This is a genomic window from Candidatus Accumulibacter phosphatis (assembly GCF_000024165.1).
In the GTDB taxonomy this organism is placed as follows: Bacteria; Pseudomonadota; Gammaproteobacteria; order Burkholderiales; family Rhodocyclaceae; genus Accumulibacter; species Accumulibacter phosphatis.
Genome location: NC_013194.1, coordinates 1,612,344 through 1,637,030, shown reverse-complemented (window position 1 = coordinate 1,637,030; position 24,687 = coordinate 1,612,344). Strand labels below are relative to the sequence as shown.

Sequence of the window (24,687 nt, the reverse complement as noted above, 5' to 3'; positions counted from 1 at the left end):
ACCGAACTGAGAAGATCGGCGATTTTTTTTGGGCGCCGATGATTACGAAGGAGGTGTATGTGGAAATTGAAGTATTGAGGAAGCATGGATTCAGTCTGCGCAAGATTGCGGCCGAAGTGGGCTGCGCGGTGAATACGGTTCGCAGCCACTTGGCGCAGGGCAAACAGCCCCGCTACCAGCGTCAGAAGAAGCGGGCCACCAAACTCTCGACCCATGAAACGTACCTGTGCGAGCGACAGGCTGCAGCGCAGCCGCAGTGGATCCCGGCCACGGTTCTGTTCAGGGAGATTAGGGCCCTGGGCTACGCCGGCGGCGTCAGCCAATTGCGCGCCTTCATGCGTACGATCCGGCCGCAGGGGGCTGCTGATCCGGTGGTGCGTTTCGAAACGGCACCGGGCGAACAGTTGCAAATCGACTGGGTCGAGTTTCGTAAAGGTGCTGATCCGCTGTACGCCTTCTGCGCGACCCTTGGGTACAGCCGGGCGAGTTACGTCGAATTCGTCACCGACATGAAAGTCAGTACGCTGATCGACTGCCACCAGCATGCCTTTGAGGCGCTCGGTGGCGTGGCCCGGCGCCTGCTCTACGACAACATGAAGACCGTTGTTCTCGAACGCGACGTCGACGGCCCAGGCGAACACCGCTATCACGCGGGCTTTCTCGACTACGCCAAGCACTGTGGCTTCGTCATCAACCTGTGCCGTCCCTATCGCGCCCGGACCAAAGGCAAGGTCGAGCGCTTCAACGGCTACCTTCGCCGCTCCTTCTACGTTCCCCTGATCAGTCGGCTCAAGCAGGCCGGCCTGCCACTGGACGCCGTGACCGCCAATGCCGAGGTCAGGCGCTGGCTCAAGGAAGTGGCCAACGTGCGTATCCACGCCAGCACGCAAGTACAGCCCGCACAACGCCTGCAGGAAGAGCAGGCGCATCTGCAAGGCATTCCCCCGCCATGGCGCGGCGATATCGCCGCCGCTCGTCCCCTGGACGCCCCGCCGCCGGTCGAGGGGGCCACTGTCCGCCCGACGGTTGCCGAGAGAATCGCCTTGCCCACGCCGGAGCAGCATCCGCTCGCCGTCTACGCGCAACTGCTGACCCAACTGCAGGCCGCTGCAGAGATGCAGCCATGAACCTCCAGTACGAACGAATGCTCGCCTTGTGCGACAGTCTGAACCTGCCGTTCGTGGCGCAGAACTACGTCGGCGCCGCCCAGGAAGCCGCTGCGCAGGAAAGCGCCTACAGCGACTTTCTGGAAGCACTGCTGAAAGCGGAAGTCGCGGGACGCCAGGTGCGCAAGCAAAGCATGTTGACGCGTCTGGCGGGATTCCCGGCGATCAAGACGCTGGAGGAATTCGATTACGCCTTCGCCGCCGGCGTCAAAAGGAGCCAGATCGACGAACTGGCCGGTCTGGCCTTTGTCGAGCGCAACGAAAACGTCGTCCTGGTCGGCCCCTCCGGGGTGGGCAAGACCCATCTCGCGATCGCCCTGGGCTATCGCGCCGCGCAAGCCGGCATCAAGACCCGTTTCACGACCGCCGCCGATCTCTTGCTGACCCTCTCGGCCGCGCACGCACAGAACCAGTTGAAAGCGGTCATGCACCGGGCGATCGCCGCTTACCGTCTGCTGATCATCGACGAAATCGGCTATCTGCCGATGAGCCGCGAGCAGGCCAACCTCTTTTTCCAGGTGATTGCCGCGCGCTACGAGAAGGGCAGCCTGATCGTCACCAGCAACCTGTCGTTTGGCCAATGGGATGCCACCTTTGCGCAGGATGCCACGCTGACGGCGGCATTGCTGGATCGTTTGCTGCACCACGCACAGATCGTACCGATCGCCGGGGAAAGCTACCGGCTCAAACGTCAGCGGCAGACGGGAATGGTTCAGGCCAGGAAGGCGATCGCCGGAGGGTAGGCGCCGCCGCGGTGGTGGGGCCTCCTTCCGGTTGGGCCTACGGCCCGCCCTCCAGGAGGCCCCACCACCGCCATCAAGCAGCATTGGGGGTGTATCAGTTTTCAATCGGTGACAAAGGAAAAACTGTGTCAGTTTTCAATCGGTGTTGACAAGTGGTGATGCTGGTACAGAATGAAGGCACGCAGGTGTTACGTCCGCCCCTAAACGGGATTGAAGGGCTTTGAATATCGCGCGTACTTTGAGCAGGAAGATCGAAGGATCTCCTGAGCGAAGGCGGAATGAAGAAGGACGGAGAAGGGCTGGAACACCTCTGCTATCGTGGGAAGTTATCGAGACGACCGAGATAGAAAAGAGCCCAGCCCATGCAACGAATTGTAGCCGGCATCACCACGCTTGAGCAGCACGTTGAGACGACTCAAAAGGCCGCTGAAGTGTATCGACCGAAGTCGTGCCCGCACTGCGGGCTGGGAGTGGTCCATCAGCATGGTCACTATGAGCGAAAGGCCGACCGCCGAGCCGTGCCGCCACGGCTCAACCCGATCCCCATCCTTCGCTACCGTTGTGCCGGATGCCGACGCACGTGTTCGCGCCTGCCGGAATGTATCGCACCGCGACGCTGGTATGACTGGTCGGTGCAACAGCAAGTCCTGCAGCAGCGGCTGAACGGCGCGGCAGAGCACCCCGGCGGTCCACCTGACCGGCACACGGGCGCGCGCTGGTGGAACTGGTTGCAGGAGCGGGGAAAGGACTTTGTGTTTCACCTGCGCGTGCGCTTTGCCGAACTCGGCCGGGCCGTTGACACGCACGGCTTTTGGCACCAGGTGTTCAACAGCCTGGGTCTGCCGCGGGCCATGTTCTGGCTCGATCAAGAGATGAGCGTCCCATGATTTCCTGACACCGAGCGAGTGGCGGACGGTGGGGACCCCGCCCGGGCGGGGTCCCCACACAGTTTGCTCGTGGCATTATTTCGGCCCTTTTGTTTTGATGACGACTCCCATTCACCCCGAGGAGTCGTCATGAATCGAATCAATCCGATCGCCTTGTTTCGCCTGTCCGTCCTGGGTTCGCTGACCAGCCGGGAACGGCTGGATCACGGCGAATTGCAGCAGACCATCCGCGCCCTGGCCGAGCGCGAATACACCATTCCCGGCACGCGTCGGCGCCATGTTGCCGAGAAGACGATTCAGGGCTGGTATTACACTTACCTTGCCCAGGGCATCGATGGCCTGACACCCAAGACCCGTATCGACCGCGGGCAATCGAAGCTATCGCAAGCCATTCAGACCGCGATCCTTGCCGCGAAGCGCGACAACCCGCGCCGCTCGATCCGTCAGATTCGCCAGTTGCTCGAAGCCACCGGAACGGTGGCTCGCGGCAGCCTGTCGCGCTCGACGGTCCACCGGCTGCTGCAACAGCACGGCCTGTCGCGGATCAGCGGCTCGGCCAGCCTGCCCGAGGAGAAGCGCAGCTTCGTCGCCGCTTCCGCGGGCGCCATCTGGTATGGCGATGTGATGCACGGTCCCCGCGTGCCTCACGAGGGCAAGCTCGTCAAGGGGTATCTCGTCTCGCTGTTCGACGATGCCTCACGTCTGGTGGCTCACAGCGCTTTCTGCCCCGGCGAAACGGCGCTCGACATCGAAGGGGTGCTCAAGCAGGCGCTGCTGAAGCGAGGCATCCCGATCAAGCTCGTCGTCGATAACGGCGCGGCCTACCGCGCTGAGACCCTGCAGGGGATCTGCGCCCGCCTGGGCATTCACCTGATCTATTGCCGGCCCTATGCGCCCGAGGGCAAGGGCAAGTTGGAGCGCTGGCACCGGACCTGCCGCGACCAGTTCCTGTCGGAACTCGACGAGCGCCACATCAACAGTTTCGAGGACCTCAATGCGCGTCTCTGGGCCTGGCTGGAGCGGGTCTATCACCATACGCCGCATGCCGGCCTCGACGGGATGACGCCGCTCGCGCGCTACCAGCAGGATTTGTCGAAGATTCGTTCGCTGGGAGCGCTGGCCGCGCAGCTCGATGCCTTGTTCCGGTATCGCGTCAGCCGTCGAGTCAGGAAGGATGGCACGGTGTCGTATCAGGGGGCGCGCTTCGAAGTGCCTTTCGAACTCTCCGGCAAGACGGTGTGTCTGGTCGTCGATCCGCATAGCGGGGCGGTCATCGAGGTCGAGGACGAGCACGGCAAGGGGATCGGCGCCGCGACCCCGCTCGATGCCCTGGGCAATCTCGATCGCCAACGAAATAAATCCGACCCGACAGACGCCGCTCCCGCCTCGCCGTCTGGCCCGAATCTGATCGAACTCACCTATCGTCAGTATTACGACCGCAAAGGAGACTGAAGATGTATCTGCAACACTTTGGTCTGCGCCATCCGCCTCTGGGCAAGGACGCCGCCGAGCTGTGGGATGACGGTGCGCTGGCGCAACTCGCCGAGCGCTTCCAGTGGCTTCTGCAATCGCCGGGCCTCGGCCTGCTGACCGGCGAGGCCGGCGTGGGCAAGACGGCCGCCTTGCGCCTCGTGACCGCCAAGCTCAATCCGCATCGCTACCAAGTCATCTACCATGCCGAGACCGATTTCGGACGGGCAGACCTTTACCGGTGCCTGGCCCAATCCCTCGGCCTTCAGCCGAGTTATCGTCGCGCCCAACTGTGGCGCGACATCAAGGCGCATATCCATCATCTGGCCGACGCCAAGCAACTTCTGCCGGTCTGGATCCTCGACGAGGCGCAGAATCTGCCACCCGAATTCTTCCGCGATTTCCCCGCTTTTCTCAACTTCGCCTTCGATTCGCGCGATCTCATCACTGTCTGGCTGGTCGGTCACCCGATCCTCGCCCAAACCCTCGAACGGGCGTCTTACGCCGCACTCGCCGGCCGCATCCAGGCACGCGTGCATCTGCGACCGGTGCTCGAACGCGAGCGCTTTGCGCAACTCGTCGGCCATGCCCTCAAGAGCGCCGGGTGTGCGCATACCCTGCTCACCGATTCCGGCCTGGAACTCCTGCGCCAAGCCAGCAAGGGCCTGCCGCGCCACGCCGGGCGCATCCTGCGCACCGCCATGCGTCTGGCGGTGCCGCGCGCACTCAATCATTTGCCCGACGATCTGCTGCAAGCGGCTATCGAGGAGTTGCGATGAAACGCCGCCCTCACTCCCTCTTCCCCGACGGCCTCTCCGACGAAAGTGCGGCGGCGATCAGCGAGTTCCTTCACCAACTCGCCGCTGCTTGTGAGGCCCGCTACCTCGTCCAGCTTCGCCGCCACCGCAGCCGTCAGATGAACCTCTACGATCCCGAAGCCCCTTGGAGAATACCTCCAGGCGAGCCCTTCTAGCCCTCTCGTCCCACGCTGACGCCGGAACCTCTTCTTCCGGCGTCAGCGTGGGACTTTGCCATCATCTCAACCTCGAATGGCTCGGGTTGAAGAGTTCCAGATATCGCGGGACGTAACACAGGCCCGGACCGAAATGCAGTCCGCCCAGATCCGGCGGGCAGGCCGCCGTGAGTACCCGGCCGTCCGGGGTCGCCCACCGTTCGAGCAGGAAGCGGGTGTTGTGCGGCCCGATCCTCAGGTCCTGCACCGTGAAGGCGCGGTGGCCGAGAAAGCGCGAACCTTCCGGCACGTCGTTGACTGCCATCGTGCGCTCTTCATGAATGTCGAGGCGGGCGGTCTTCGCCGGCTGACCAGAATTACGGTATTTGCCACGCCCTCTGCCGCCGGTCGGGTTATTCTTGTCCTTGTCCATCTCCTCGTCCATCCGGCTCGGCTTCATCGCTGGCCGACCCATCTGACCCTTGAGCACGGCAATCTCGTCCCGCAACTCCCGAATCGTTTCGGCCTGCTGCAACACCCGTTCCTTCAGTTCGGCATTCTCGCCAGCAAGCTGGTCGAGACGCGCGACCAGTGACCGCAACCACGGCAAGCCGTCCTCCGGCAGCGGCGAGGGCAACTCAAATGGGAATCTGGCTGGCGGCGAAAGCATCCAGCGCATTTAAGCACAGTTAACAGCTACATGCACGGGAAAGTTCCACCACTTTCTGAGAAGTTACATGGTTGACAACCGGCTACGCATGAAGCGCAAGAGAGCGGCTTGGGATGACGACATCCGGGCAAGGATCCTGGGCTCACGCCACTTTGACATCCGAGTGGCGAGACCCTGGCTCTCTTCGTCCTCCGGCGTAAGGAATGAGCGGGTTTAGTCCGTTTCGTGTGGAACGGGGCCCCGGCACCCCAAGCTGAGCCCTTCGGGCGCCCCACCCCTTGTATCTTTCGTTTTGTGGTTTGTCGTTCATTGGAGGAGGGTGTGAATTGATGGCTGGAAGGATGTCAAGAGGACCGTGGAATATATGCGAGAGAGGTTTTTTTCTCTCGCGTTTATGCCGCGAAAGCCTCTTGACATCCTGGAGGCCAATGACACTCGAGGGAGTGGTCGGGGAGGGTTTATCATCCCCGGCCGCTGCCTCACGGCGAGTGCGGGGTTTGGGGCGGAGCCCCAAGGTGTGCATCGCCGATTGCTGCATGGATGTTGCGGGAAGGAGTTCGGAAGGCCAGGCATAGCCCGACGCCCCTCTGGGACCTCAAGCCCGTGGGTTAGCACTTGGCATGCCTGGTTGCCCGTTTGTCTGAATACCGAACAGTTGCTGGTTGGCGCGTGTCGCAAGGCCGTGACCTCGTATTTGCAAGGATGGCCTGAGATGAACGCTTCTGAATTGATTTTTGTTGGTATTGACGTTGCCAAAGAGACGCTGGAGGTGGCGGTAGACGACAAATCCAAGACCCGATGTATCGCTAACGCCGGCCGAGAGATCGAGGCCTTGGTCAAGGAGTTCATCCCGCTTTCCGAGCGCATTGGTGTGGTGCTCCTGGAAGCCACGGGAGGCTTCGAACGGCAGGCCGCCGCCGCGCTATGTGCGGCCGGGCTGGCGGTGATGGTGGTCAACCCCAGGCAGGCGCGAGACTTCGCAAAATCCATGGGATACCTGTCCAAGACGGACGCCATTGACGCGCGGGTGCTATCGCACTTTGCACGAACGCTGCACCAGTCAGCGCAGCGGGAGCGGCTGTTGATGAAGCTGCCCGATGCCAACCAGGAGGCGCTGGAAGCCTTGCTCATACGCCACCACCAGTTGGTCGGCATGCGCGTGGCGGAAGGAAACCGCTTGGCCCAAAGCCATCCCTCGCAGCATAAAAGTATCAAGGCGGTACTGAAGATGCTGGACCGCCAGATTGCATCGGTTGATAACGACATGAGCGGCATGCTGAAAGCACATTTTGCCGACAAGCTCGCTTTGCTCAAAGACTTCAAAGGGATTGGGCCCTGCACGCAAGCGAGTTTGATGGGGGCGTTGCCCGAATTGGGACAACTCTCGCATGCGCAAATTGGCAAGCTGGTCGGTGTCGCACCATTGAACGCGGAAGCGGTCGCCACAAGGGCAAACGCATCACCTGGGGTGGTCGAACAGCCGTACGTAGCGCGCTATACATGGCCGCCTTCAGTGCCGTCCGTTACAACCCCGTGATCAAGGCGTTTCATCAGCGCCTGATCGCCAAGGGAAAGCCCAAAAAAGTGGCGCTGGTCGCTTGCATGCACAAAGTCCTCACGATCTTGAATGCCATAGTCAAATCGGGTATCCCTTGGAACCCAGGGCATCACAAATGCGCCTGAAAACGCTTGACACCGAACACAGTTGCTAACCCCGCCCCAAGGGCGGGGAAGTCCTCGCCGCCGGACGGGCTCGGGATCTGGCCGCGAGAAGCCGCAACCAGCCCCAGGCCCTTGAGCGTATTAGCGTTTCTGACGCAGTAAAGGGTTCGCTTCGCCGGGCTGCGCCCGCCCTTGACAGCGCCATCAACGCGCGCGGCAATGCGGCTTGGGGTTGCCCTGCATCGGTGGCAATCGAGGGCGGCTGGAGGCCCGTTCCACACGAAACGGCATAGACCCGAATGAGCTTGCCGGTTCACGCGGGCTTGGATCGCTGTCCGTTCGCGCAGGGAGGGGCCAACTGGAAATCCCGACGCCTTTGATGCGCCAGCAAGCGCATCGACCACACTGGCAGAGCGTTACCCCAAGGCGTATAGCGCGGCAGCTGGAACAAGTCATCGCCAGTTTGCGCGACTCCTCTGGAGGTAGTCACAGCACCGCGAAACCCTACCTTTTCTACCAGCTTGACGTGCTCCGCTTGGTAGTCCTGACCCGGCTTGCCATTCGGGTAGGCAAAGACGTCGACCGGCGCGTCGACCATCGCTTCGAGGCAGCGCTTGCCCTCAACGATCTCGATTTCCGCTTCCGCCAGGGTCAGGGACGCAAGGATGGGATGCCTGACCGTATGCGCGCCGATTTCCATGCCCGCCGAATGCAGCGCCCGGATCTGGTCGGTGCGCATCATCAGGTCGGCAGGCAAGGCGGCGACCCCGGTTATCGCCTGCAATTGAACAACGGCCTCCTCCCGCTGCGCAAGCGTCAAGTACTTGATGCGCGGTAGAAGTTGCTCGATAGCTGCCCGGCGGTCGCTGAGCTCGGGCAGCGGCAACCGCCCCAGGCCAAACGCCTCAAGGTCAAGCGCTGGCTTGGTGCTGGTACGCAAGCACTCGATGACGGAATCGTTCCACATGCGGCCGCCGTCGAGAAAGCCGGTGGCCACGAAAAAGGTCGCTGTCAGCCCGTGGCGACGGAGAATCGGCAATGCCACTTCAGCGTTGTCCGCGTAGCCATCGTCGAAAGTGATCGCCAGCGCCCGAGGTGGCAAGGTACCCGCAGCCAGATGATGGACGGCCTCTCCCAGGGACAGGACATTGAAACTCCGGGCGACGAAGCGCATGCGCTGATCGAAGCTCCTGGTATCGGGCTCGTGCGGAAATAGGGAGTCCGGCCGGGCATGCACGCGGTGATAGATGAGGATCGACAATCGGCGCGGGGTGATGACATCCAGAGCGCCGAGGGTTGCCTTCGCCAGTGTTGCGGTCAAGAGTTCCACAGTCCCTCTATTTCACAAAAAGTGTCTCGGATCAGTTGCCGGAGGACGCGCCGTCAACAATAGTGCGGACGAACCGCAGCAGGTTGGCGGTGGTGCACTATTAGCCAATGCCAATATTCCATGAAACGGGATTTCTCATTTCCGGCATGAGTTCCCCCATTTCCCGTCATTCGTCATGCAGCAGGCGCAACTTGCCCTACCCGGACGGATTGCGGCATGCCCAGGTAGGTGAAGGTGTTGATGATGGCGGCTCGAACGTGGGCTTCGTTCACTTGTCGCTCGAAACGCCGGGAGAACAGGCTGTCCCCCAGTTGCTTGAACCAGTACATCATGTTCTCCGCAATGCTGCGCCGGTGGAAGCCGCTATCGTTCTTCCGGCCGTCGAGTCCCTTGGTTTCAATTTCCTGGAGGATGACGTCGCGAGCGTGGTCGCCTCCCCACGTGACCGCCCCGTCGCGTGGCGGGATGGTGGCACGCGCGTCCAGCTCGGCAATCGCCGCATGGCAGCCGTGGCTGTGGTAGGCGCCATCGGCCGAGACTTGGGCGATCTCGCCTTCAATCTGGTCAAGCAGGCCGGGCAAGATTTCGCTGTCGCCCCAAGCGGTGGTGGTCACTTCGATGCCGATGATGTCCTTGGTGGTTTCGTCGACTGCCAGATGGATCTTGCGCCAAGTGCGGCGCTCGCCGACACCGTGCTGACGCACTTTCCATTCGCCTTCGCCGAAGATCTTCAGACCGGTCGAATCGACCACCACGTGCGTCGGCCCCTGACGCGGGCGGCGCGGTATCTTCACCGAAAGCTCTCCGGCACGTCGCGACATGTGGGTGTGGTCCGGCACCGGCAGGTCCAGGTGACACAGGCGCATCAGCGACTTGATCAGTCCTTCCGTCGCGCGGTACGGCAACTGGAACAAGGTCTTGATTGTCAGGCACGTCTGAATGCCGGTCTCCGAGTACCACCCGGGCTTGCCGCGCCCGATCGGACGCGGCGGCGTCCAACTGCCCCGGATACTCGCCTCGTCGAACCAGATCGTCAGATTGCCTCGATTGACCAGCGCCCGGTCGTACTCCGACCAGTTCGTCACCCGATACCGTTGTCTGAGGCCCACCTCGCCTGTCTCTAGCTTCACTCGCATTGCCATGCCAACCTCCTCGGACACCCACACCCCGCCACACCCGGGATCATGCCAATATACTACATCAACGACCAGCAGGTCCGTATTGATCGAGAGCGATCGATCCTGCCGACGGCTAGCGGTGGAAGCACGCGGGATCGGCGACTCAGGAGGTCGGTCTGGGTACTGCCTCCTGAACTTCTCTTGTGCTGGCGGACTTGCGCCTTTCATTGATCGTCGCGTCAACCAGAACCACGAAACCGACCATGTAGTACGGAAGGTCGAAATGGACCAACGACAGGAAGGCACCACCGACTGCAAACCCCGCCAGGCTGGCTTGCGACATTCGCATCAACAGGGGCGCCCACGCGGCAAATTCCGGTTCGTGCCGCGCCTTCGCCGCCACCTCGTTAGCCTTTCGCCACGCCAGAATCCCGATGAGCACGTAGAGAAGCAGGCCGGGGAAGCCGTGCTCACCCAGCGCCTGGAAATAGATGCTATGGGCTACGTAGACCTGGCCTTGCCAATCGAAACTCATGTCTCTCGGAGCATACATGGCGAAGACTGTGGGGATATCCGCGTTAAAGCCGGCACCAACCAGAGGTCTGTCCAGCGCCAATGTCCAGAGGGTCTTCCAGGTATAGATTCGCGACATCGCCGACGAGTCCTGATCGAAGGATTCAATGGTACTCATGCGGCCAGTCCATGTTTCTGGCATAAAAAGAATCCCTAGCAGGAGCACACCGCCGAGGATCAGTGTCGTCAACACCGGTTTCTTGCTCTTCATGGCCACGAAAAAAGTCATCCCCACCACCGCCAGGAGGGCACCCCGCGACTGGGTGCCCAGAATGCCCAGGAAGTTCGTCGCGATCAGAAAGACCATCCCGTAACGCACATAGCGGTGCGTGGCTGTCTGAAAAAGGTAGTACATGAATGGGACGACCATGACCAAAGCGACTCCCAGCTCATTGTTCCCCGCGATCACCCCGCCTCCGGGCCCCCATACGCGCCCGCCTCCGCCGGTAGTAACGGTCCAAAGGCCTCCCTTCATTCCATAGAAACCGATTGATAGCGTAATCACCCAGAGCAGAGCCTCAATCTGCTCACGTCCACGTATCAGCATCACAGTGAGAAAAATAAAGAAATGAATCTTTACGACAAAAACCCACCGGTCGAATATGGCAGCCCCGCTATCAATGGCAAAGAAACTGGTCACCGTCATCCATAGCAGAAACAGCAGGTAGGTCGTGGTGATGGACGACGAGGGAAACGGGTGTCGGTCGCGCGAAAAGAGGAAGCCGGCGAGAGTGGCCAATGCCACCATGTGGGAAAACGGCATGGTCTGAGCAAACCCGAAGGCCATTCGATGCGGAACCATCATCGCCAGCCAGGCCCAGACGTAGACACCGACCCTCGGCTTGCCCAGAATGAAGGGAATGAGACCGAGGATGATCAACGTAATCAGAATGTCACGCATGGTCGTCGGTCAGTTGCGAGTTGCTTGGGATGTGGCGGCCGACACACGGCTGACGACGTAGCGGAACTTGCCGGACGCCTCGCTGGCAATCGCGGCAACCCTATCGACCCGAACATCAACCGTTTCACCCAGGCGCGCTTTGAAGTCGCGCACGATCCGCTCCTCCGACGCCCGCTCAAATGCCGGCCCGGCAACCACCTGGACAAGCGTCTGGTCGATCGATACCTGCTCGATCCTGAAACGCTCGACACCCGGTAGATCGCGCAGCGTGTAGATCAGCGCGAGGCCGTGCATCACGGTCCCATCACGCGCAACGACGAAATCTGTGGTACGTCCCTGGACGTCTTCCAGAACCGGCAAACCGCGACCACAGGCACAGGTCTTGTCGCTCAGCAGACCTATATCTCCCGTACGGTAGCGAACAAACGGAAAGTCTCCTGTCGCCATGTGCGTGACGACGATCTCACCGGGTTCCCCAGGCGCTGCCGGCTTGCCATCGGGACGTACGGTCTCGACAACGATGTCCTCGGCGCTGAGATGCAGGCTGCCGGCAGGGCACTCGTGGGCGATGAAGCCAGCATCGCGCGCCCCGTAGCCATTGGCCACTGGGCAGCCGAACACCTGACTGATCACGGCGCGTTGTTGATCGTACAGCTTCTCTGAAGTCACGAAAACCACCTTGATTCCAAGGCCACGCATATCCAGATTCCTCTGCTGCGCACGCTGGGCGATCAACGAGAGGCTCGAAGGATAGCCGAAGAGCATTGCTGGACGTCTGTCGCGGATGGCGTCGACGAAGTGGTCGAGGTTCGCAGCTGACATTTCGAAAGCTGGCAACAGGTGGCTTCTCATGATTCCGTCACGCAGGCGCCGAAGCCGATCCTGGGCACCGAGTTCAATCGGACTGCCCCAGACCACCAGTTCACGATCGCCAATGTCCACATCCCACCACCGTGTAGCGCGCCACTTCGCCGCAACGTCGTGGCTCTTTCGTCCCTTTCCCATGTAGAAGATCAGTGGCTCGCCCGACGATCCACCGGTGTTGTAGCGCGTCAGCGGTCCATGGCCATCCGCCTTCAGCCGCTCGACATGGGCCCGTATATCCGGCTTGTCGAGCAGCGGCAACAGCGACAGCTCGGCCGTTGTACGGACGCTTGCAGGATCGAAGCCCAGGCGGCGGAACAAGTCCCGGTAGTACGGGACTCGCGCCCCGATGGCCACCAGGAAGTCGCGCAAGCGCAGAGCCTGCTCCTCGGCTACGCGATCCACGGGCCACCACTGGCTCTTCTCCAGCCGCTGCCGCCTCGCCACCGAATCGTGGCCTTTGAGGCGTTCATGCAGCGGGAACAGAAGACGCGAACAAATCCCGGTATACAGACTCAAGCACTTCTCCTTGTGCAATAGACACTGCTCGCGTGTTGGTTGGCGGGTCGCGATCTCCGGCTGACCGTCCCACCAGCAATACCGATCAACGCACCACGCCAGGTTTGCGCAGCGTTACCAGGATCCAGCCGCGCAGAAAGCCAAGACTGTCGAAACGACTGATCAGTTTCTCGTAGCAGGTCCCCAGGAAGAAAAGACCAGCATTGAACATCAGATAGTTCGGATACTGGCTCAGATACTCGAAGGACTCTACTGTGAGCCGTGCCGACGCTGCCAGCCGTTCGACGTCGGCGCGTGTATTGGTCCGATAGGCTGTTGGAAAGGTATCCTCCTCGGCCCTTCCTTCCACCTTGCTGACGATTCGGGCATGAAAGCGATTGGGAACCAGACGCGCCACCAGCGTACCGTAGTCCCACATGTTGGCGGTCAGGAAAAGCACTGCCCCCCCGGGGCGCAAGACGCGCGAGAGTTCCTTGTACACCGCTTCCGGGTCCGTCAAATGCTCGAACACGCTGCGCGAGATGATGAGGTCGACACTCGCGTCAGGCAACGGCATCGCCGAAAGATCAGCGTTATAGGCGTCGATTCCAGGAGGAACATCGGTGAAACTCACCAGTTCCACGCCGATGAGGCCGCGTGCTCGTCCCAGATACTTTCTGAGGACCGGAACGGTGCGACCGCAGCCGGCGTCAAGCAACACGCTGTCGGGTGTCAGCAAGGACTCGACGCGCTCCTCATACACCCGATAGGGATGCGGGCTGTTGGCGTAGTATTTCCGCAGCAGTGTTTCGGAAAGGGCAGTCATGGCAGTTTTCCAAAGGACAGGTCACAGCGTTCCAGCGCTCTCGGGCACGACGATTTCCGCATGGACGGTGACCGAAACCACGTAATACTCAGGATTCTCTTCGTTCGGCAGCAACCCGACGATACGCGTCAAGCCACTGCCTCCGTACTCGGGGCCAGGCGTACGTGTGTGCCTGTTCCAGGCCGGCCTGCCTGAGAGCCGCAGCCAGGCCGGCATCCCGCAAGACGCGAAGGGCTTCAGTGGCCATCGTTGCATGGTCGCCGACCGGCACCAGCAGGCCACTGACGCCCTGCTCGACCAAGTCAGGAATGCCACCCGCACAGGTACTGACAACCGGCACACCACTGGCAAACGCCTCGAGTATCGACACCGGCATGTTGTCGACTGTGCTCGGGTTGAGCAGGCAGTCCGCCGATGCGTAAAGCGCCGGTATATCCGCGTTGGCAATGCGTCCAGTGAAGCTCACCGCGGTCTGGAGACCAAGGTCGGCAACCAGAGCCTCCAGGCGCGAAAGCTCCGGCCCAGTACCGGCAATGGTCAAGCGCGCACATCGGAAACCATCCCGGATTCGCGCGAAAGCGCGGATCGCTGTCGGAATGTCGTAGATAGGCTCCAGGTTACGCGTAACCACGAGATGCGGCGCATCGCCAAACATTCGCGCGCGCCCCGGTACGAAACGAGACAGATCGATAATGTTGGGAACCACTTCGGCCGACAGGCCATAGCGGGAGAAAACCCTGAAGAGGAACTTCGAAGGGGTCACTCGCAGCGATGCGCCGGCAAGCATGCGGAGCACATGGCGAGGTGCCGACGCAAAGAATGCATCGGCGTTCCCGCCTCGGTAGTTGATGATCACCGGAGTCCCTCGGAGTCGGGCAATGAGCAGTGCGGGTGCAGCACACAAGTGCCAGCTCCAGCCCGAGTTGGCAAGGACGTGCATCACCTGCGCCCGCCCCGCGGCCTGCCAGAGGCGCAGCAAGTAGGGCAGCAAGCGAAAACCTGCACGCAAGAAAGGCAGTCTGCCTGCCCATGCCGGTCGATACGACGCGTTGGTACACACCAACTCGGCCTCGACGCCTTCATCGCGCAGGAGGCGAACGAGTTGCTCACATTGGTTCGCCATACCACCAGACGGCGGTGGGAGTGGCCCGACAACGCAAACGGCCGGCCACAGATCGGCGTCCGCGAGGATCGGTCGTGCTGCGTCGACCAAAGTGCTCACCGTGCGCCTCGCGCCGCCAAGCGCCGCCCTGCCGTCCACCAGGCGACCAGACAGACCAACAGCACCAGCAGGGCAGCAGCACCCGTAGCGCCGACCCACAACAGGTGGCTGCGCACCGACTGAATGGCCTCGACCTGCCGTCGATTGTTCGGCTCTTCAAGAATCCTCACGCCCGGATATACGCCTTGAACGATACCGCCGAGTTGTTCGAGCGCACGCGACACCGAGCCAAAGGTGCGCACGAGTTGCGCCTGGTCATAGGAGAAGACATTGTTGCCCCACACGGCATACCACTCATCCAGGCCACGGCGGTAGTATTCCCACGCCCGCTCCGGCGTCGCAGCGCCGGAGCGGGCCGTCGGATGGAGTGGCAGCAGACGCACGGTAGTGGCGTTGGCGCGCATGGACGCATGGACCTCGAGCGCCGACATGGGCACGCCGTCGACACCGACGAAGTAGTTGTTTTCGAACACGTCAAGGAGCTGCCAACGCCCAATGTCGCGGTTCCATACTTCGACCCAGACGTGCCCATGACCGCCGAACCCATCAAACGAGAAAGCCCAGCTCCGCACCGGGATACCGGCCGCTAGCGCCAAGCCCGAAAAAACGCGGGCGAAATCGCCGCAGTAGCCTTCGCCGGTACCAACGATGCGCCGATAGCTGTCAAGCAGGTCGGACTGGATTGCGCCGCCCAACAACACCGGACTTGAACCGAGCAGATGTTGACTGATGGCGACCGCTCGTTCCCAGTCGGACGGCATCCCGTCCAACCCGAGGCGACTGACTGCATCGACGAACTCCGGATAGGGCGCGCCACGCTCAAGCAAGAAGTCAGCCGGCACGTTGGCCGGCGTCCAAGCAAGATCGCCTTCGTTGCCGGCAACCAAGACCAGAGCGTTGCGCATGCGAACCATCTCGGTCGAACTGCTCAGGTATGGCGCCAGAGAGAGCAGCGCTCCCACCAGCACCAGCAAGCTGATCCAGACACCTCGGCGCCAGAAACGGACAGCTGCCGACACGCTACATCATCCTACCAGCACAGTCCGTGGACCGCCGCCGGGATTGCCGCCGGGTTCGGTAGCCGGACCAGATCAAGGAGTACCTGCTCGGCCCGGCACGACCTCGCGAGCGTCTCGGCGATCGCCTGCCCCGATAGCCCGATCACCAGCACTTCCGACTCATTGATGACCTCCGCCAAGTCCGCCCGCATCATTTGTCCGATGTGCGGCAGATGCTTCTCGATGAAGTTGCGGTTGGCGCCAAGCAAGCTTGCCAGGTGAACCTCGGGATCGTAGATGGCAAGCTGCATGCCTTTGCCGATGAGTTGTTCGGCAAGGGTCACCAGTGGGCTCTCGCGCAGGTCGTCGGTGCCGGTCTTGAACGACAGCCCGACGAAACCGATCTTGCGCTTGCCGAAGGCCAGCAGTTTGTTCAGCGCCAGATCGAGATGATTGCGGTTCGACTGCATGATGCCACCAAGCATCGGGATGTCGACGTCGTGGATCTTGGCCAGGTAGGTAGTCGCCCGCAGATCCTTGGGCAGGCAGGAACCGCCGAAGGCATACCCGGGCCTCAGATAGGCCGTCGAAATGTTGAGCTGTGTGTCCTGACAGACCAGATCCATCACCTCGAAGGCATCCACGCCGAGTGCCGCGCACAGGCGTGCCGTCTCATTGGCAAACGTGATCTTGAGCGCATGGAAGTTGTTGCAACAATATTTCATCATCTCGGCCGAGCGAACCGATGTCTCGATGAAGCGGCATGGCAGATTGCCGAACAGTTCGCGCAGGCGCTCGACCGGGTAGGCATGGTTGGCGCCAACGACCGTGAAGGGGGGCTTGTCATAATCACGGATCGACGAGCCTTCGCGCAGGAACTCCGGCTGGAAGCAGAGGAAAAAGTCCACGCCGTCCTTCTTGCCGGACTCGTCTTCGATGATCGGCCGCAGCACGTCCTCAACCGTGCCCGGCACCAGGGTCGAGCGAAAGACGACGATGTGCGGCGCGCTCTTGCCGGCGATTGCGCGCCCCATCTCTGCCGCCAGACGCAGGATCGCACCCTGATCCTGGCTGCCGTTGGCCGCGGATGGCGTTCCTACGCAAACCAGGGAAATTTCGCTGTCGAGCACCGCCTGCTGGGCGTCCGTGGTTACTGCGACGCGGCCACTGGCTGCAGCGAAGGCCATCAGATCGACCATTCCCTCCTCGACCACCGGCGTCTTGCCGGCCATGATCAGGTCGAGCTTGGTGGCGTCGATGTCGACCCCGATAACCTCGTGACCATCACGCGAAAGGCAGGCCAGCGACACGGCACCAACGTAGCCCAAACCGAAGATACTGATTTTCATGCGAGTTTCCCTTTGCTTTGCGAGAAGTTCCTGATGCAGCGGTCGATGATCTCGTCCAGCCTTGCCATCGAATGCGGCCAGGCATGATTGCTGAGCATGCGTTGCCGTCCGGCCACCGCCAGTCGCTGCCGCTCGGTTGGCTTGTCCAGAGCCTGTAGGATGGCATCAGAATATTCTTCTGCGCTGTCGACAACAAGGAAATGTGTCACAGGTTCAGCGTCGACACCACCGGGAGCGATCCGGCTGGTCACCACCGGCACACCCATAGCCATTGCCTCGAGGATCTCGTTCTGCGTCCCCCGGGCGATGTTGAGGGCGCCACCATCAGTGCCGACTGGCGGACGAACGGACGGACATCGGGCACCGACCCGGTGCCGGTAACGCCCCGCAGGTCGCCCAGCTTGCGCATCGCAGGCGAGGGATCGGCACCAATGATCAACCTAATTCTACTTTGTCAGATTGCCTTTCAATCTGATGCTGAGAGCATGGCAGATTGCATTCGATAGGCAGATTCCATGGCTTGGCGCCGCCGTCGATGCCTATCGATGATGGATGCCGCGAGGTCTTCGTCGGTGACGATCTTGGTGGGCAACCGATGGCGCATGATCTCCACCAAGTCGCGGCAGGAGAGAAGTTCGGCCGTATCGCGATGGGCTATGCGCTCCTTGGCCAGGAACATGGTCGCGATCATGACCAGGGCCATGTGATGGTGCCACGCCTGCCAGCGGCGGACCTGATACTCGGCCATGCCGCAGGCGCTCTTGGCCTCCCGGAAGGACTGCTCGACGAAATGGAGCGCTCCCCGCATTTCCGCCAGACGGCGCAAGGAAGCGCTGGGTTTGGCATTGGACAGGCCGAACTTGAGTTTCGTCCCATCGAGTTCCCGTCGTGCCAGGAGATGCCAGCGGCTCGCCGACGGCGCGCCGACGGCGCCTCGCCGTCCCAGACCCATACCCGCTGGGTGAGATGGTCGGCCATCACCTCGCCCTTCTCGCCGTCATTTCAGTTGTCGATCTTAGTACGGGCACCGCAGCTCGTCTCCGTCAGCGACGTGATTGGAATCCGCGGCTCGCTCTGGATGTCGAAGTGCAGCCAAGACAACGTCAACTGGGTGCCCAGGATTGCCGGCAAAGCTGCAAGCATCACCGTACCTGCGGTCGCCGGCGCACCCATGCGGGTCGACGTGATCCACTCGCTTACCCCGAATGCGATACTAAACAAAATCAGTAGCAGCCCAATGACTAACTCGACCGAGGCCAGCGAGAACCCCCGAACAAAGTATGTGTAGAGGACGCGCCTTGCGAAGTTCACCAAGTGTCCCCTGAGAAAAGTGCCAACGACTCGCATTGGCCTCAGGCTCGACTGCTCATCCGCGTAAACGGCTTTCATCGGAAAGTCGGCGACCACCGCACGCGCTAGCGCAAGCTGAAACAGCATGTCCGACTCGAAGAAGTAACGCTTGCTGACCCTAGCCAGGTCACAGCGCTGGAGCGCCTGTCGCGACACCGCCGTAAACCCATTCGTTGGGTCGAACACCTGCCAGTAGCCGGTCGACAATTTGGTCAAGAACGAAAGCACCGCATTACCTACCAGCCTGACCGCAGGCATCTGCCGAACGCCGCCTAGGAAGAAGAAACGATTGCCCTTAATGTAGTCCGCGTGCCCAGCTAGAATCGGCGAGATCAGTTCTGGTACAAGTTCGGGCGCCATTTGACCATCCCCGTCGATCTTCACCACGATCTGGGCTCCGTCGCGTAACGCACAACGGTAACCTTCGCTTACAGCCCCGCCAACACCCTGGTTTACCGCCAGACGAATGACGTCGACCCGAGGGTCCCGGCAGACGCTCTGCACAAGGTCTGCAGTGCCTTCTGGGCACGCGTCGTCAACGACATAGATACGCTCCACCTCCGGCCCGATCCTTTCGATGACTCCCACGATCTTGTCGCGCACCCTGAAGCATGGGACTACCACGGCAATGCGGACTTTCGGCGTAGGTACGGGCTGCAAGGCCGCTGTCTCGAAGGAGCAGGCACGCACGGTTTCACTGTCCATAAACCACCACCATCAGACCGGCCATTACCAGTGCCGTTCCTACCATCACGCTGCCGGAAATGCGCTCGCCGAGCAACCAATTCGCGAGGATTGGTGTGACGACGAACGCGAGCGCGACGAAAGGGTAAGCACGGGAAAGAGGCACTTTCGACAGAATCCACGTCCACAGGAGCGTCAGTGCCCCGTAAAGCGCAAGCGCAAGGATGAACCGGGGTTGAAGAAACAGTGCCACGACGAAGCTTCCCCCTCGTTCGCGCGCGTCCTCGGCCGCCATCTTAAATAGGATCTGACCCGACGCTAGCATCAGCGAATAGGCCATGAGCATCGCTACAAGCCACGGCCTCACTGGGGCCCCTCTCTGGTGGTACGAGGCGCCACAGCACGGACAACAAGCAAGTTACCGCGCGGGGCTGCCAGCTTAGCGCGCAGCCACTCCGGGATGAAGGTGGTACCGCGTATCGCCGGCACGAGGAACGCCGGCAACGCCGTTGGGCCTTCGATTCTGCGCACTACCGCCCACTCCGGTCTGACCTGGAGTGCGGGTAGCATCGACTCCGGCGTTAGGCGGTTGGGAGCACCGATGCGCGATGGCACGACGAAGTAAAGCGCACCGTCAGTCGGGGGGGCGCCCACGACCTGTTCCGGCGGGACCCCGGCCCAGTGGAGGAACTCCGACGCATAGCGTGCGGTGTACGGATCAGTGAACACCGGCTCGTGGGAACTTGCCGCGAATGCGGCGAGTTCCCGCTCTTCCAAGCGCGGGTTGTTGTTCTGCAACCCTATCCCCGCGAAGTTGGCTGCGACGACACAACTCACCGCAAACCAGAGCCGGCGGGGGTGGGTCACTGCGGTCTGATGCACGCACAGGAATGCCGCCGAGCCGACGGTAAAGAGCCACGCCGGCGCGATGTAGTACCGCCCAAGTAACTTGATTCGCCACAGGGTTGCGACCACGAAAAGAAACCAGATCATCCCTGCGGAGAGCGCAAGTCTCTGCAATTCGCGCGCCGCCGGGCGGTCATGGGCAGCCACCGATGGTCGCCCGCTCACCGCAACCAACAAGACCGCGAAGAAGACCCAGTAACCCAGTCCGAAGAATTGGCGGGCAAGCACGAGCAGCAACGGATCAAGCAGCGGATGCACACGAAGCGACCCGCTACTGTCGACGCTGAAAGCCGGCGCCACTGGACGGTCGTTCGACGAGGATATACCGTTCAGTAGGAGGGAGAACCGTAACAGCGGATCACCACCTGCAAGAGCATAATACAGGGCCTCGGATCCGAGCACGGCCAAGCCCCCCACCACAACCCAAACAATCTGCCCACGACCGATCCGGTGACCCAGAAGAATCGCCCCGGCGACGAAGATTCCCAACGCCATGACCGTCTCGCGGCCACTGAACGCCAGTGCTAGCGCTACACCGCAACCGAAAAGCGCCTCCGCACGCAGGCGGCCACCTTGCCAAGAGTAGAAAAACAACCAGAACGCAACCGAGGCCCAGAAGAGCTCAGCGATATCGGCCGTTGCGTTCGTGGCAGCGGTAACGACCACAGGAAAGGTGGCGAAAACCGCGCACGCGAGAAACGCGACCGTCCGATCGGCGCTCCGACTAACGCACACAAAGGTCAGCCCAATCGTCGCGAAGTAGTAGACGGTACTCGGCAAGATCACAGCGAGCTCACGGTCACCGAACAAACTGATTGACAACGCAATCGGCAAGGAGATCGAGTGGCGAACGCGGCCAAAGTGGTCTGGCAAGTACCATTCCTCCTCGAGCCACTTCAACGCGGCCGAGTAGTAGTATTGGTCGTCACTCGCGGTGAAACCCACCCAACCAATGGTAACCGCGATCACCGCAATCAACGACACGAACGCGAATTCGCGCGAAAAAACATCGACGAACAAGCCGCGTTTCATCGCCGTGCCGAGCGAAAGCGGTAGGCGCTACCGCATGCACACATGTAGTTCATGAGAGCACATGACCAGTTCATGATCTATAACCCTTTGAATTCTATAATTCTTCTGGAGTCCTGCGCGGTCAGTCGAATGCGGGCTCTTGGTGGGCCACCACCTGATGAACTCCGAGAATCGCTGCCGGACTACACTCGCCTGCGTGACAGAGCTTCGTCGATGACACCCGTGTCATCCCAGCCACCAGCCATCCCCGCAGAAGGCTGCGCATCCTACTCTCGGACCTGCCTGACGATTTGTAGATGGGATTCACCGTATCGGAACCGCCCAAACCGAAGATACTGATTTTCATGCGAGTTTCCCTTTGCTTTGCGAGAAGTTCCTGATGCAGCGGTCGATGATCTCGTCCAGCCTTGCCATCGAATGCGGCCAGGCATGATTGCTGAGCATGCGTTGCCGTCCGGCCACCGCCAGTCGCTGCCGTTCCGCCGGATCATCCAGGATCCGCAGAATCGCTGCAGAATATTCTTCGCACGTGTCGGCCACAAGGAAATGCTTCACGGACTCAGCGTCGACGCCGCCCGCCGCAACCCGGCTGGTCACTACCGGGACGCCCATCGCCATCGCCTCGAGAATCTTGTTCTGCGTACCACGGGCGATATTGAGCGGCGCCACCATCACCGCCGACTGACGAACGAAGGGACGCACGTCGGGGACCGAGCCGGTGACGGTCACGCCGGGCAGATCGCCCAGCTTGCGCATCTCCGGCGAGGGGTCGGCACCAATGATCAGCAGCTTGACATTCGGCCGACGCGACCTGAGCACGGGCCAGATCTGCTCGCAGAAGCGCGCCATGCACTCCTGATTCGGGTAGTAGTCCATGCGGCCGATGAAGCTGATCGTATCCGCGTCATACGGCTCACCCGAGGGACAGAAGAACTCCGCATCGACGCCGTTCGGAAACCAGTCCGTCGCGACACCCGTACCATAACCCTCGAGCGTCTCCCACTCGGCCCGCGTAGTCGCCGTGCACAGGTCGAACAGCTTGGCCAGACGCTTCTCGGCCGCCAGCATCTTTTTGCCTTCCAGCCGATAACCGAGAGACAGCGGAAAGGGCTTGTAGTTGGCGTATTCGAGCCATTTCTGCGAATCCATGTCACCGAAGTCGAGGATCTTCGGGACATCGCGGACCTGTTCGACGTACTGAGCGACCGACGAACAGTGGACAAAGATGAGATCCCACCGCTGCGCGCTCAGCAGTCGGCGCACGCGTTGCCGCAGCGACGCCGAATAGAAGTAGCCCATCGACGAAGGCTTCGCCAAGGGCAGGCGAGCGACCATGCGCAGCGTCTGCACTGGGTCGGAAACCTGCGCCATTTCAAACGCCGCACAATGCGGTGCGATGCCGCGCCCTTCTTCGGCTTCCTCGGGTGAGCGGGCCAGCGAACAGACAGTCACCTGGTGGCCGCTGGCCGACAGATGGCGGATCATGTTGAATGGCCTGATCTTGCCACCGCGCTTGGGCGGAAAGGGAAAACGGTGGCAAACGTAGAGAATGTTCATGCCACGTAACCCTTCAGTTCGTCGGCAACGTCGCCGGGATCGCGACGATCGAGATAGATCCGGCTCCAGATCTCGAGGTTCATCAAGGCCAGCAGGATGTCGGTGCCGTCTATCCGGTTGGCTTCGTGATCGGATATCAATTGCTCGACCATCGACTGCCGGAACAGACCGCGCGTGCTCACCACCTCGGCCGCCAGCAGTCGTCTTAGCAAGGGTGCGAGTTCGCGTTTGAGCCAGGCGCCCATCGGCGTGCCGAAGCCGCGCTTCTTGCGGTTGAGAATGTCATCGGGCAGCAGGTCGGCAAGCGACGCCTTGAACAGATGTTTGAGCCGACCATCACGTACCTTGATCTGCGCCGGCATCCCAGCGGCCAGTTCGACCAGTTCGTGATCGAGCAGCGGCACTCGACATTCGAGCGAGACGGCCATGCTCATCTTGTCGGTAAGCAGGAGCAGATCATCCGGCAACTGCGTCTCGGCATCTACCGCAAACATCCGGTTCAATTCGTCCTCGTTGCCGGCCGCCGCAAAGGCGCGCGCCAACGGATCGGTGGCGACGGCCCCGGGCTCCAGCAGCAGCGCCGCTACGCCCTGGCGATCGAGCACCTGCAGGTAGCTGCGATAGCGCTCATCAGCGGTCATTTCCGCTGATGCCAGAAAGCCCTTGGCCAGACGCAGGGTGTTGAGGAAACCTGTATGACGGTCGGCCGGCAGGCGCCCGGCAGCAAAGCTCGCAGAACGACGCAGCCATTCCGGCAGGCGGCTATAACGCCTGCCATAGTGACCGCCAAGGTAGCGGCGGTAGCCGCCGAACAGCTCGTCGCCACCGACCCCCGAAAGGATGACCTTGACGTCCTGGCGCGCGAACTCGGAAACCAGGAAGGTGGTGATGAAGGCTGTATCCGACAAGGGCTCGTCCATGTGCCACAGCAGCTTCGGGAGTAGCGCGACAACATCGGGACGAACGAGAATCTCGCGGTGCCGGGTCGAAAACAGCTCGGCGACGCGGCGCGCATAGGGTAGCTCGTTGTACAGCGCCTCCGCTTCGCCACCCGCGAAGCCGATGGCGTAGGTGCGAATCGGCTGCTCCGAATGCCTGGCCATGCAAGCGACGACCGCGCTCGAATCGACACCGCCAGACAGGAAGGCACCGATCGGCACGTCACTGACCATCTGCATGCGAACCGACTCCTCGAGCTGGCTCCGCACTCGCCCGGCCCACTCACCCTCGGAGAGCCCCTGGGTAAGACGTTCCGGCAGACGCCAGTAGCGCCACTCGCGCACCTGACCGCTTTCCACGGCCAGCAGGGTCGCAGGCGGCAGCTTGCGAATCCCCTTGAAGATGCAGCCCGGCGCAGCCACGTAACCAAGATGCAGGTAGTCGGCGATGACGCCGCGGTCGAGTTCGGCGCTGACCCCCGGCAAGCCCAGCAAGGCTTTGGCCTCGGTGGCGAAAGCCAGCCGCCGCGAGTCCTGCAGCACGTAGAGCGGTTTCACGCCGAGTCGGTCGCGCCCGATCAACAAACGGCGCCGACGCGCATCCCAGAGAGCGAAGTCGAACATGCCGTTCAGCCGGAGAACGAAGTCGTCGCCCTCGGCGTCATAGAGGTGCAGCAGTACCTCACAATCCGAGCCGGTCTTGAAATGGTAACCCTTGCCCTGCAGTTCTTGACGTAGCTCGCGAAAATTGTAGATCTCGCCGTTGCACACCAGCCACAAGGTTTCGTCGACGTTGGATAGCGGTTGATGACCTCCGGCCAGATCGATGATCGACAAACGGCGCATGCCGATCCCGCACGGGCCGTCAAGATGGCTACCCTCGTCGTCCGGGCCGCGATGACGCGTCCGATCGCCCATGGCGGTCAAGGTTCCAGGCTCGACGCTGAGCCCGTCAAAACGATAGATGCCGTGAATACCGCACACGATGGGG

General features: G+C 61.5%; 22 protein-coding genes and 1 pseudogene. 7 read left to right on the top strand and 16 right to left on the bottom strand.

Annotation, left to right across the window (positions count from 1 at the left end; translation table 11 throughout):
• Positions 1-38 precede the first annotated feature (38 nt).
• From istA to CAP2UW1_RS07180, 6 genes are all read left to right on the top strand, one after another.
• Complete coding sequence (istA, locus tag CAP2UW1_RS07205) at positions 39-1,127, top strand: IS21 family transposase (RefSeq protein WP_012806910.1); 1,089 nt, start codon at positions 39-41, stop codon at positions 1,125-1,127.
• A complete protein-coding gene (istB, locus tag CAP2UW1_RS07200; RefSeq protein WP_012806911.1) occupies positions 1,124-1,909 on the top strand; it encodes an IS21-like element helper ATPase IstB in 786 nt (261 codons plus the stop codon). The genes istA and istB overlap by 4 nt, the downstream gene beginning before the upstream one ends.
• 362 nt (positions 1,910-2,271) lie before the next feature.
• Entirely contained in the window at positions 2,272-2,796 is a 525-nt protein-coding gene (locus CAP2UW1_RS07195; RefSeq protein WP_012806124.1) for a DUF6431 domain-containing protein, read from the top strand.
• A gap of 129 nt (positions 2,797-2,925) precedes the next feature.
• Positions 2,926-4,248, top strand: coding sequence for a DDE-type integrase/transposase/recombinase (locus tag CAP2UW1_RS07190; protein WP_012806985.1), 1,323 nt, complete (start codon positions 2,926-2,928; stop codon positions 4,246-4,248).
• A 2-nt stretch (positions 4,249-4,250) separates the two neighbouring features.
• The gene (locus tag CAP2UW1_RS07185; RefSeq protein WP_012806122.1) at positions 4,251-5,045 is read left to right on the top strand and encodes an ExeA family protein; all 795 of its coding nucleotides are present in this window, start codon (positions 4,251-4,253) and stop codon (positions 5,043-5,045) included.
• Positions 5,042-5,239, top strand: coding sequence for a hypothetical protein (locus tag CAP2UW1_RS07180; protein ID WP_012806121.1), 198 nt, complete (start codon positions 5,042-5,044; stop codon positions 5,237-5,239). The genes CAP2UW1_RS07185 and CAP2UW1_RS07180 overlap by 4 nt, the downstream gene beginning before the upstream one ends.
• Before the next feature lie 61 nt (positions 5,240-5,300).
• Here the strand turns inward: CAP2UW1_RS07180 and CAP2UW1_RS25055 are convergent, their stop codons facing one another.
• Positions 5,301-5,897 (bottom strand): hypothetical protein, encoded by a 597-nt coding sequence (locus CAP2UW1_RS25055; RefSeq protein ID WP_041567748.1) that lies wholly within the window; start codon positions 5,895-5,897, stop codon positions 5,301-5,303.
• A gap of 703 nt (positions 5,898-6,600) precedes the next feature.
• Between CAP2UW1_RS25055 and CAP2UW1_RS07170 the strand changes: the two are divergent.
• Positions 6,601-7,571 (top strand): annotated as a pseudogene (locus CAP2UW1_RS07170) (IS110 family RNA-guided transposase).
• A gap of 292 nt (positions 7,572-7,863) precedes the next feature.
• Here CAP2UW1_RS07170 and CAP2UW1_RS07165 read toward each other — a convergent pair.
• The 15 genes from CAP2UW1_RS07165 to asnB all read right to left on the bottom strand — a co-directional run bounded on the left by CAP2UW1_RS07165 (position 7,864) and on the right by asnB (position 24,680).
• Positions 7,864-8,880, bottom strand: coding sequence for a polysaccharide deacetylase family protein (locus CAP2UW1_RS07165; RefSeq protein WP_015765990.1), 1,017 nt, complete (start codon positions 8,878-8,880; stop codon positions 7,864-7,866).
• Between the two features lie 173 nt (positions 8,881-9,053).
• Positions 9,054-10,022: an IS5 family transposase gene (locus CAP2UW1_RS07160; protein ID WP_015765989.1), complete on the bottom strand. Its 969-nt coding sequence runs from the start codon at positions 10,020-10,022 to the stop codon at positions 9,054-9,056.
• A gap of 139 nt (positions 10,023-10,161) precedes the next feature.
• The gene (locus CAP2UW1_RS07155) at positions 10,162-11,472 is read right to left on the bottom strand and encodes a putative O-glycosylation ligase, exosortase A system-associated (RefSeq protein ID WP_015765988.1); all 1,311 of its coding nucleotides are present in this window, start codon (positions 11,470-11,472) and stop codon (positions 10,162-10,164) included.
• Positions 11,473-11,481: 9 nt separating this feature from the next.
• Positions 11,482-12,855, bottom strand: a complete 1,374-nt coding sequence (locus CAP2UW1_RS07150; protein WP_015765987.1) for a phenylacetate--CoA ligase family protein — start codon at positions 12,853-12,855, stop codon at positions 11,482-11,484.
• Positions 12,856-12,940: 85 nt separating this feature from the next.
• The gene (locus CAP2UW1_RS07145) at positions 12,941-13,660 is read right to left on the bottom strand and encodes a class I SAM-dependent methyltransferase (protein ID WP_015765986.1); all 720 of its coding nucleotides are present in this window, start codon (positions 13,658-13,660) and stop codon (positions 12,941-12,943) included.
• A gap of 88 nt (positions 13,661-13,748) precedes the next feature.
• On the bottom strand, positions 13,749-14,882 hold the full coding sequence (locus CAP2UW1_RS07140; protein ID WP_015765985.1) for a glycosyltransferase family 4 protein: 1,134 nt from the start codon (positions 14,880-14,882) through the stop codon (positions 13,749-13,751).
• Positions 14,879-15,901, bottom strand: a complete 1,023-nt coding sequence (locus CAP2UW1_RS07135) for a transglutaminase-like domain-containing protein (RefSeq protein WP_015765984.1) — start codon at positions 15,899-15,901, stop codon at positions 14,879-14,881. Before CAP2UW1_RS07135 ends, CAP2UW1_RS07140 begins: the two co-directional genes overlap by 4 nt.
• 11 nt (positions 15,902-15,912) lie before the next feature.
• Positions 15,913-17,229: a nucleotide sugar dehydrogenase gene (locus tag CAP2UW1_RS07130; protein WP_015765983.1), complete on the bottom strand. Its 1,317-nt coding sequence runs from the start codon at positions 17,227-17,229 to the stop codon at positions 15,913-15,915.
• The gene (locus CAP2UW1_RS26000) at positions 17,226-17,495 is read right to left on the bottom strand and encodes a glycosyltransferase (protein WP_291911902.1); all 270 of its coding nucleotides are present in this window, start codon (positions 17,493-17,495) and stop codon (positions 17,226-17,228) included. Before CAP2UW1_RS26000 ends, CAP2UW1_RS07130 begins: the two co-directional genes overlap by 4 nt.
• Positions 17,496-17,695: 200 nt before the next feature.
• A complete protein-coding gene (locus tag CAP2UW1_RS07120; protein ID WP_199931593.1) occupies positions 17,696-18,055 on the bottom strand; it encodes a hypothetical protein in 360 nt (119 codons plus the stop codon).
• 176 nt (positions 18,056-18,231) lie between these two features.
• Complete coding sequence (locus CAP2UW1_RS07115) at positions 18,232-19,284, bottom strand: glycosyltransferase family 2 protein (protein ID WP_015765981.1); 1,053 nt, start codon at positions 19,282-19,284, stop codon at positions 18,232-18,234.
• Positions 19,274-19,603, bottom strand: coding sequence for an EamA family transporter (locus tag CAP2UW1_RS07110; RefSeq protein WP_199931592.1), 330 nt, complete (start codon positions 19,601-19,603; stop codon positions 19,274-19,276). Before CAP2UW1_RS07110 ends, CAP2UW1_RS07115 begins: the two co-directional genes overlap by 11 nt.
• Positions 19,604-19,626: 23 nt before the next feature.
• On the bottom strand, positions 19,627-21,201 hold the full coding sequence (locus CAP2UW1_RS07105) for an ArnT family glycosyltransferase (RefSeq protein WP_015765979.1): 1,575 nt from the start codon (positions 21,199-21,201) through the stop codon (positions 19,627-19,629).
• A 342-nt stretch (positions 21,202-21,543) separates the two neighbouring features.
• Positions 21,544-22,758: a TIGR03087 family PEP-CTERM/XrtA system glycosyltransferase gene (locus CAP2UW1_RS07100; RefSeq protein WP_015765978.1), complete on the bottom strand. Its 1,215-nt coding sequence runs from the start codon at positions 22,756-22,758 to the stop codon at positions 21,544-21,546.
• Entirely contained in the window at positions 22,755-24,680 is a 1,926-nt protein-coding gene (asnB, locus tag CAP2UW1_RS07095) for an asparagine synthase (glutamine-hydrolyzing) (protein ID WP_015765977.1), read from the bottom strand. The genes CAP2UW1_RS07100 and asnB overlap by 4 nt, the downstream gene beginning before the upstream one ends.
• Positions 24,681-24,687: the final 7 nt, after the last annotated feature.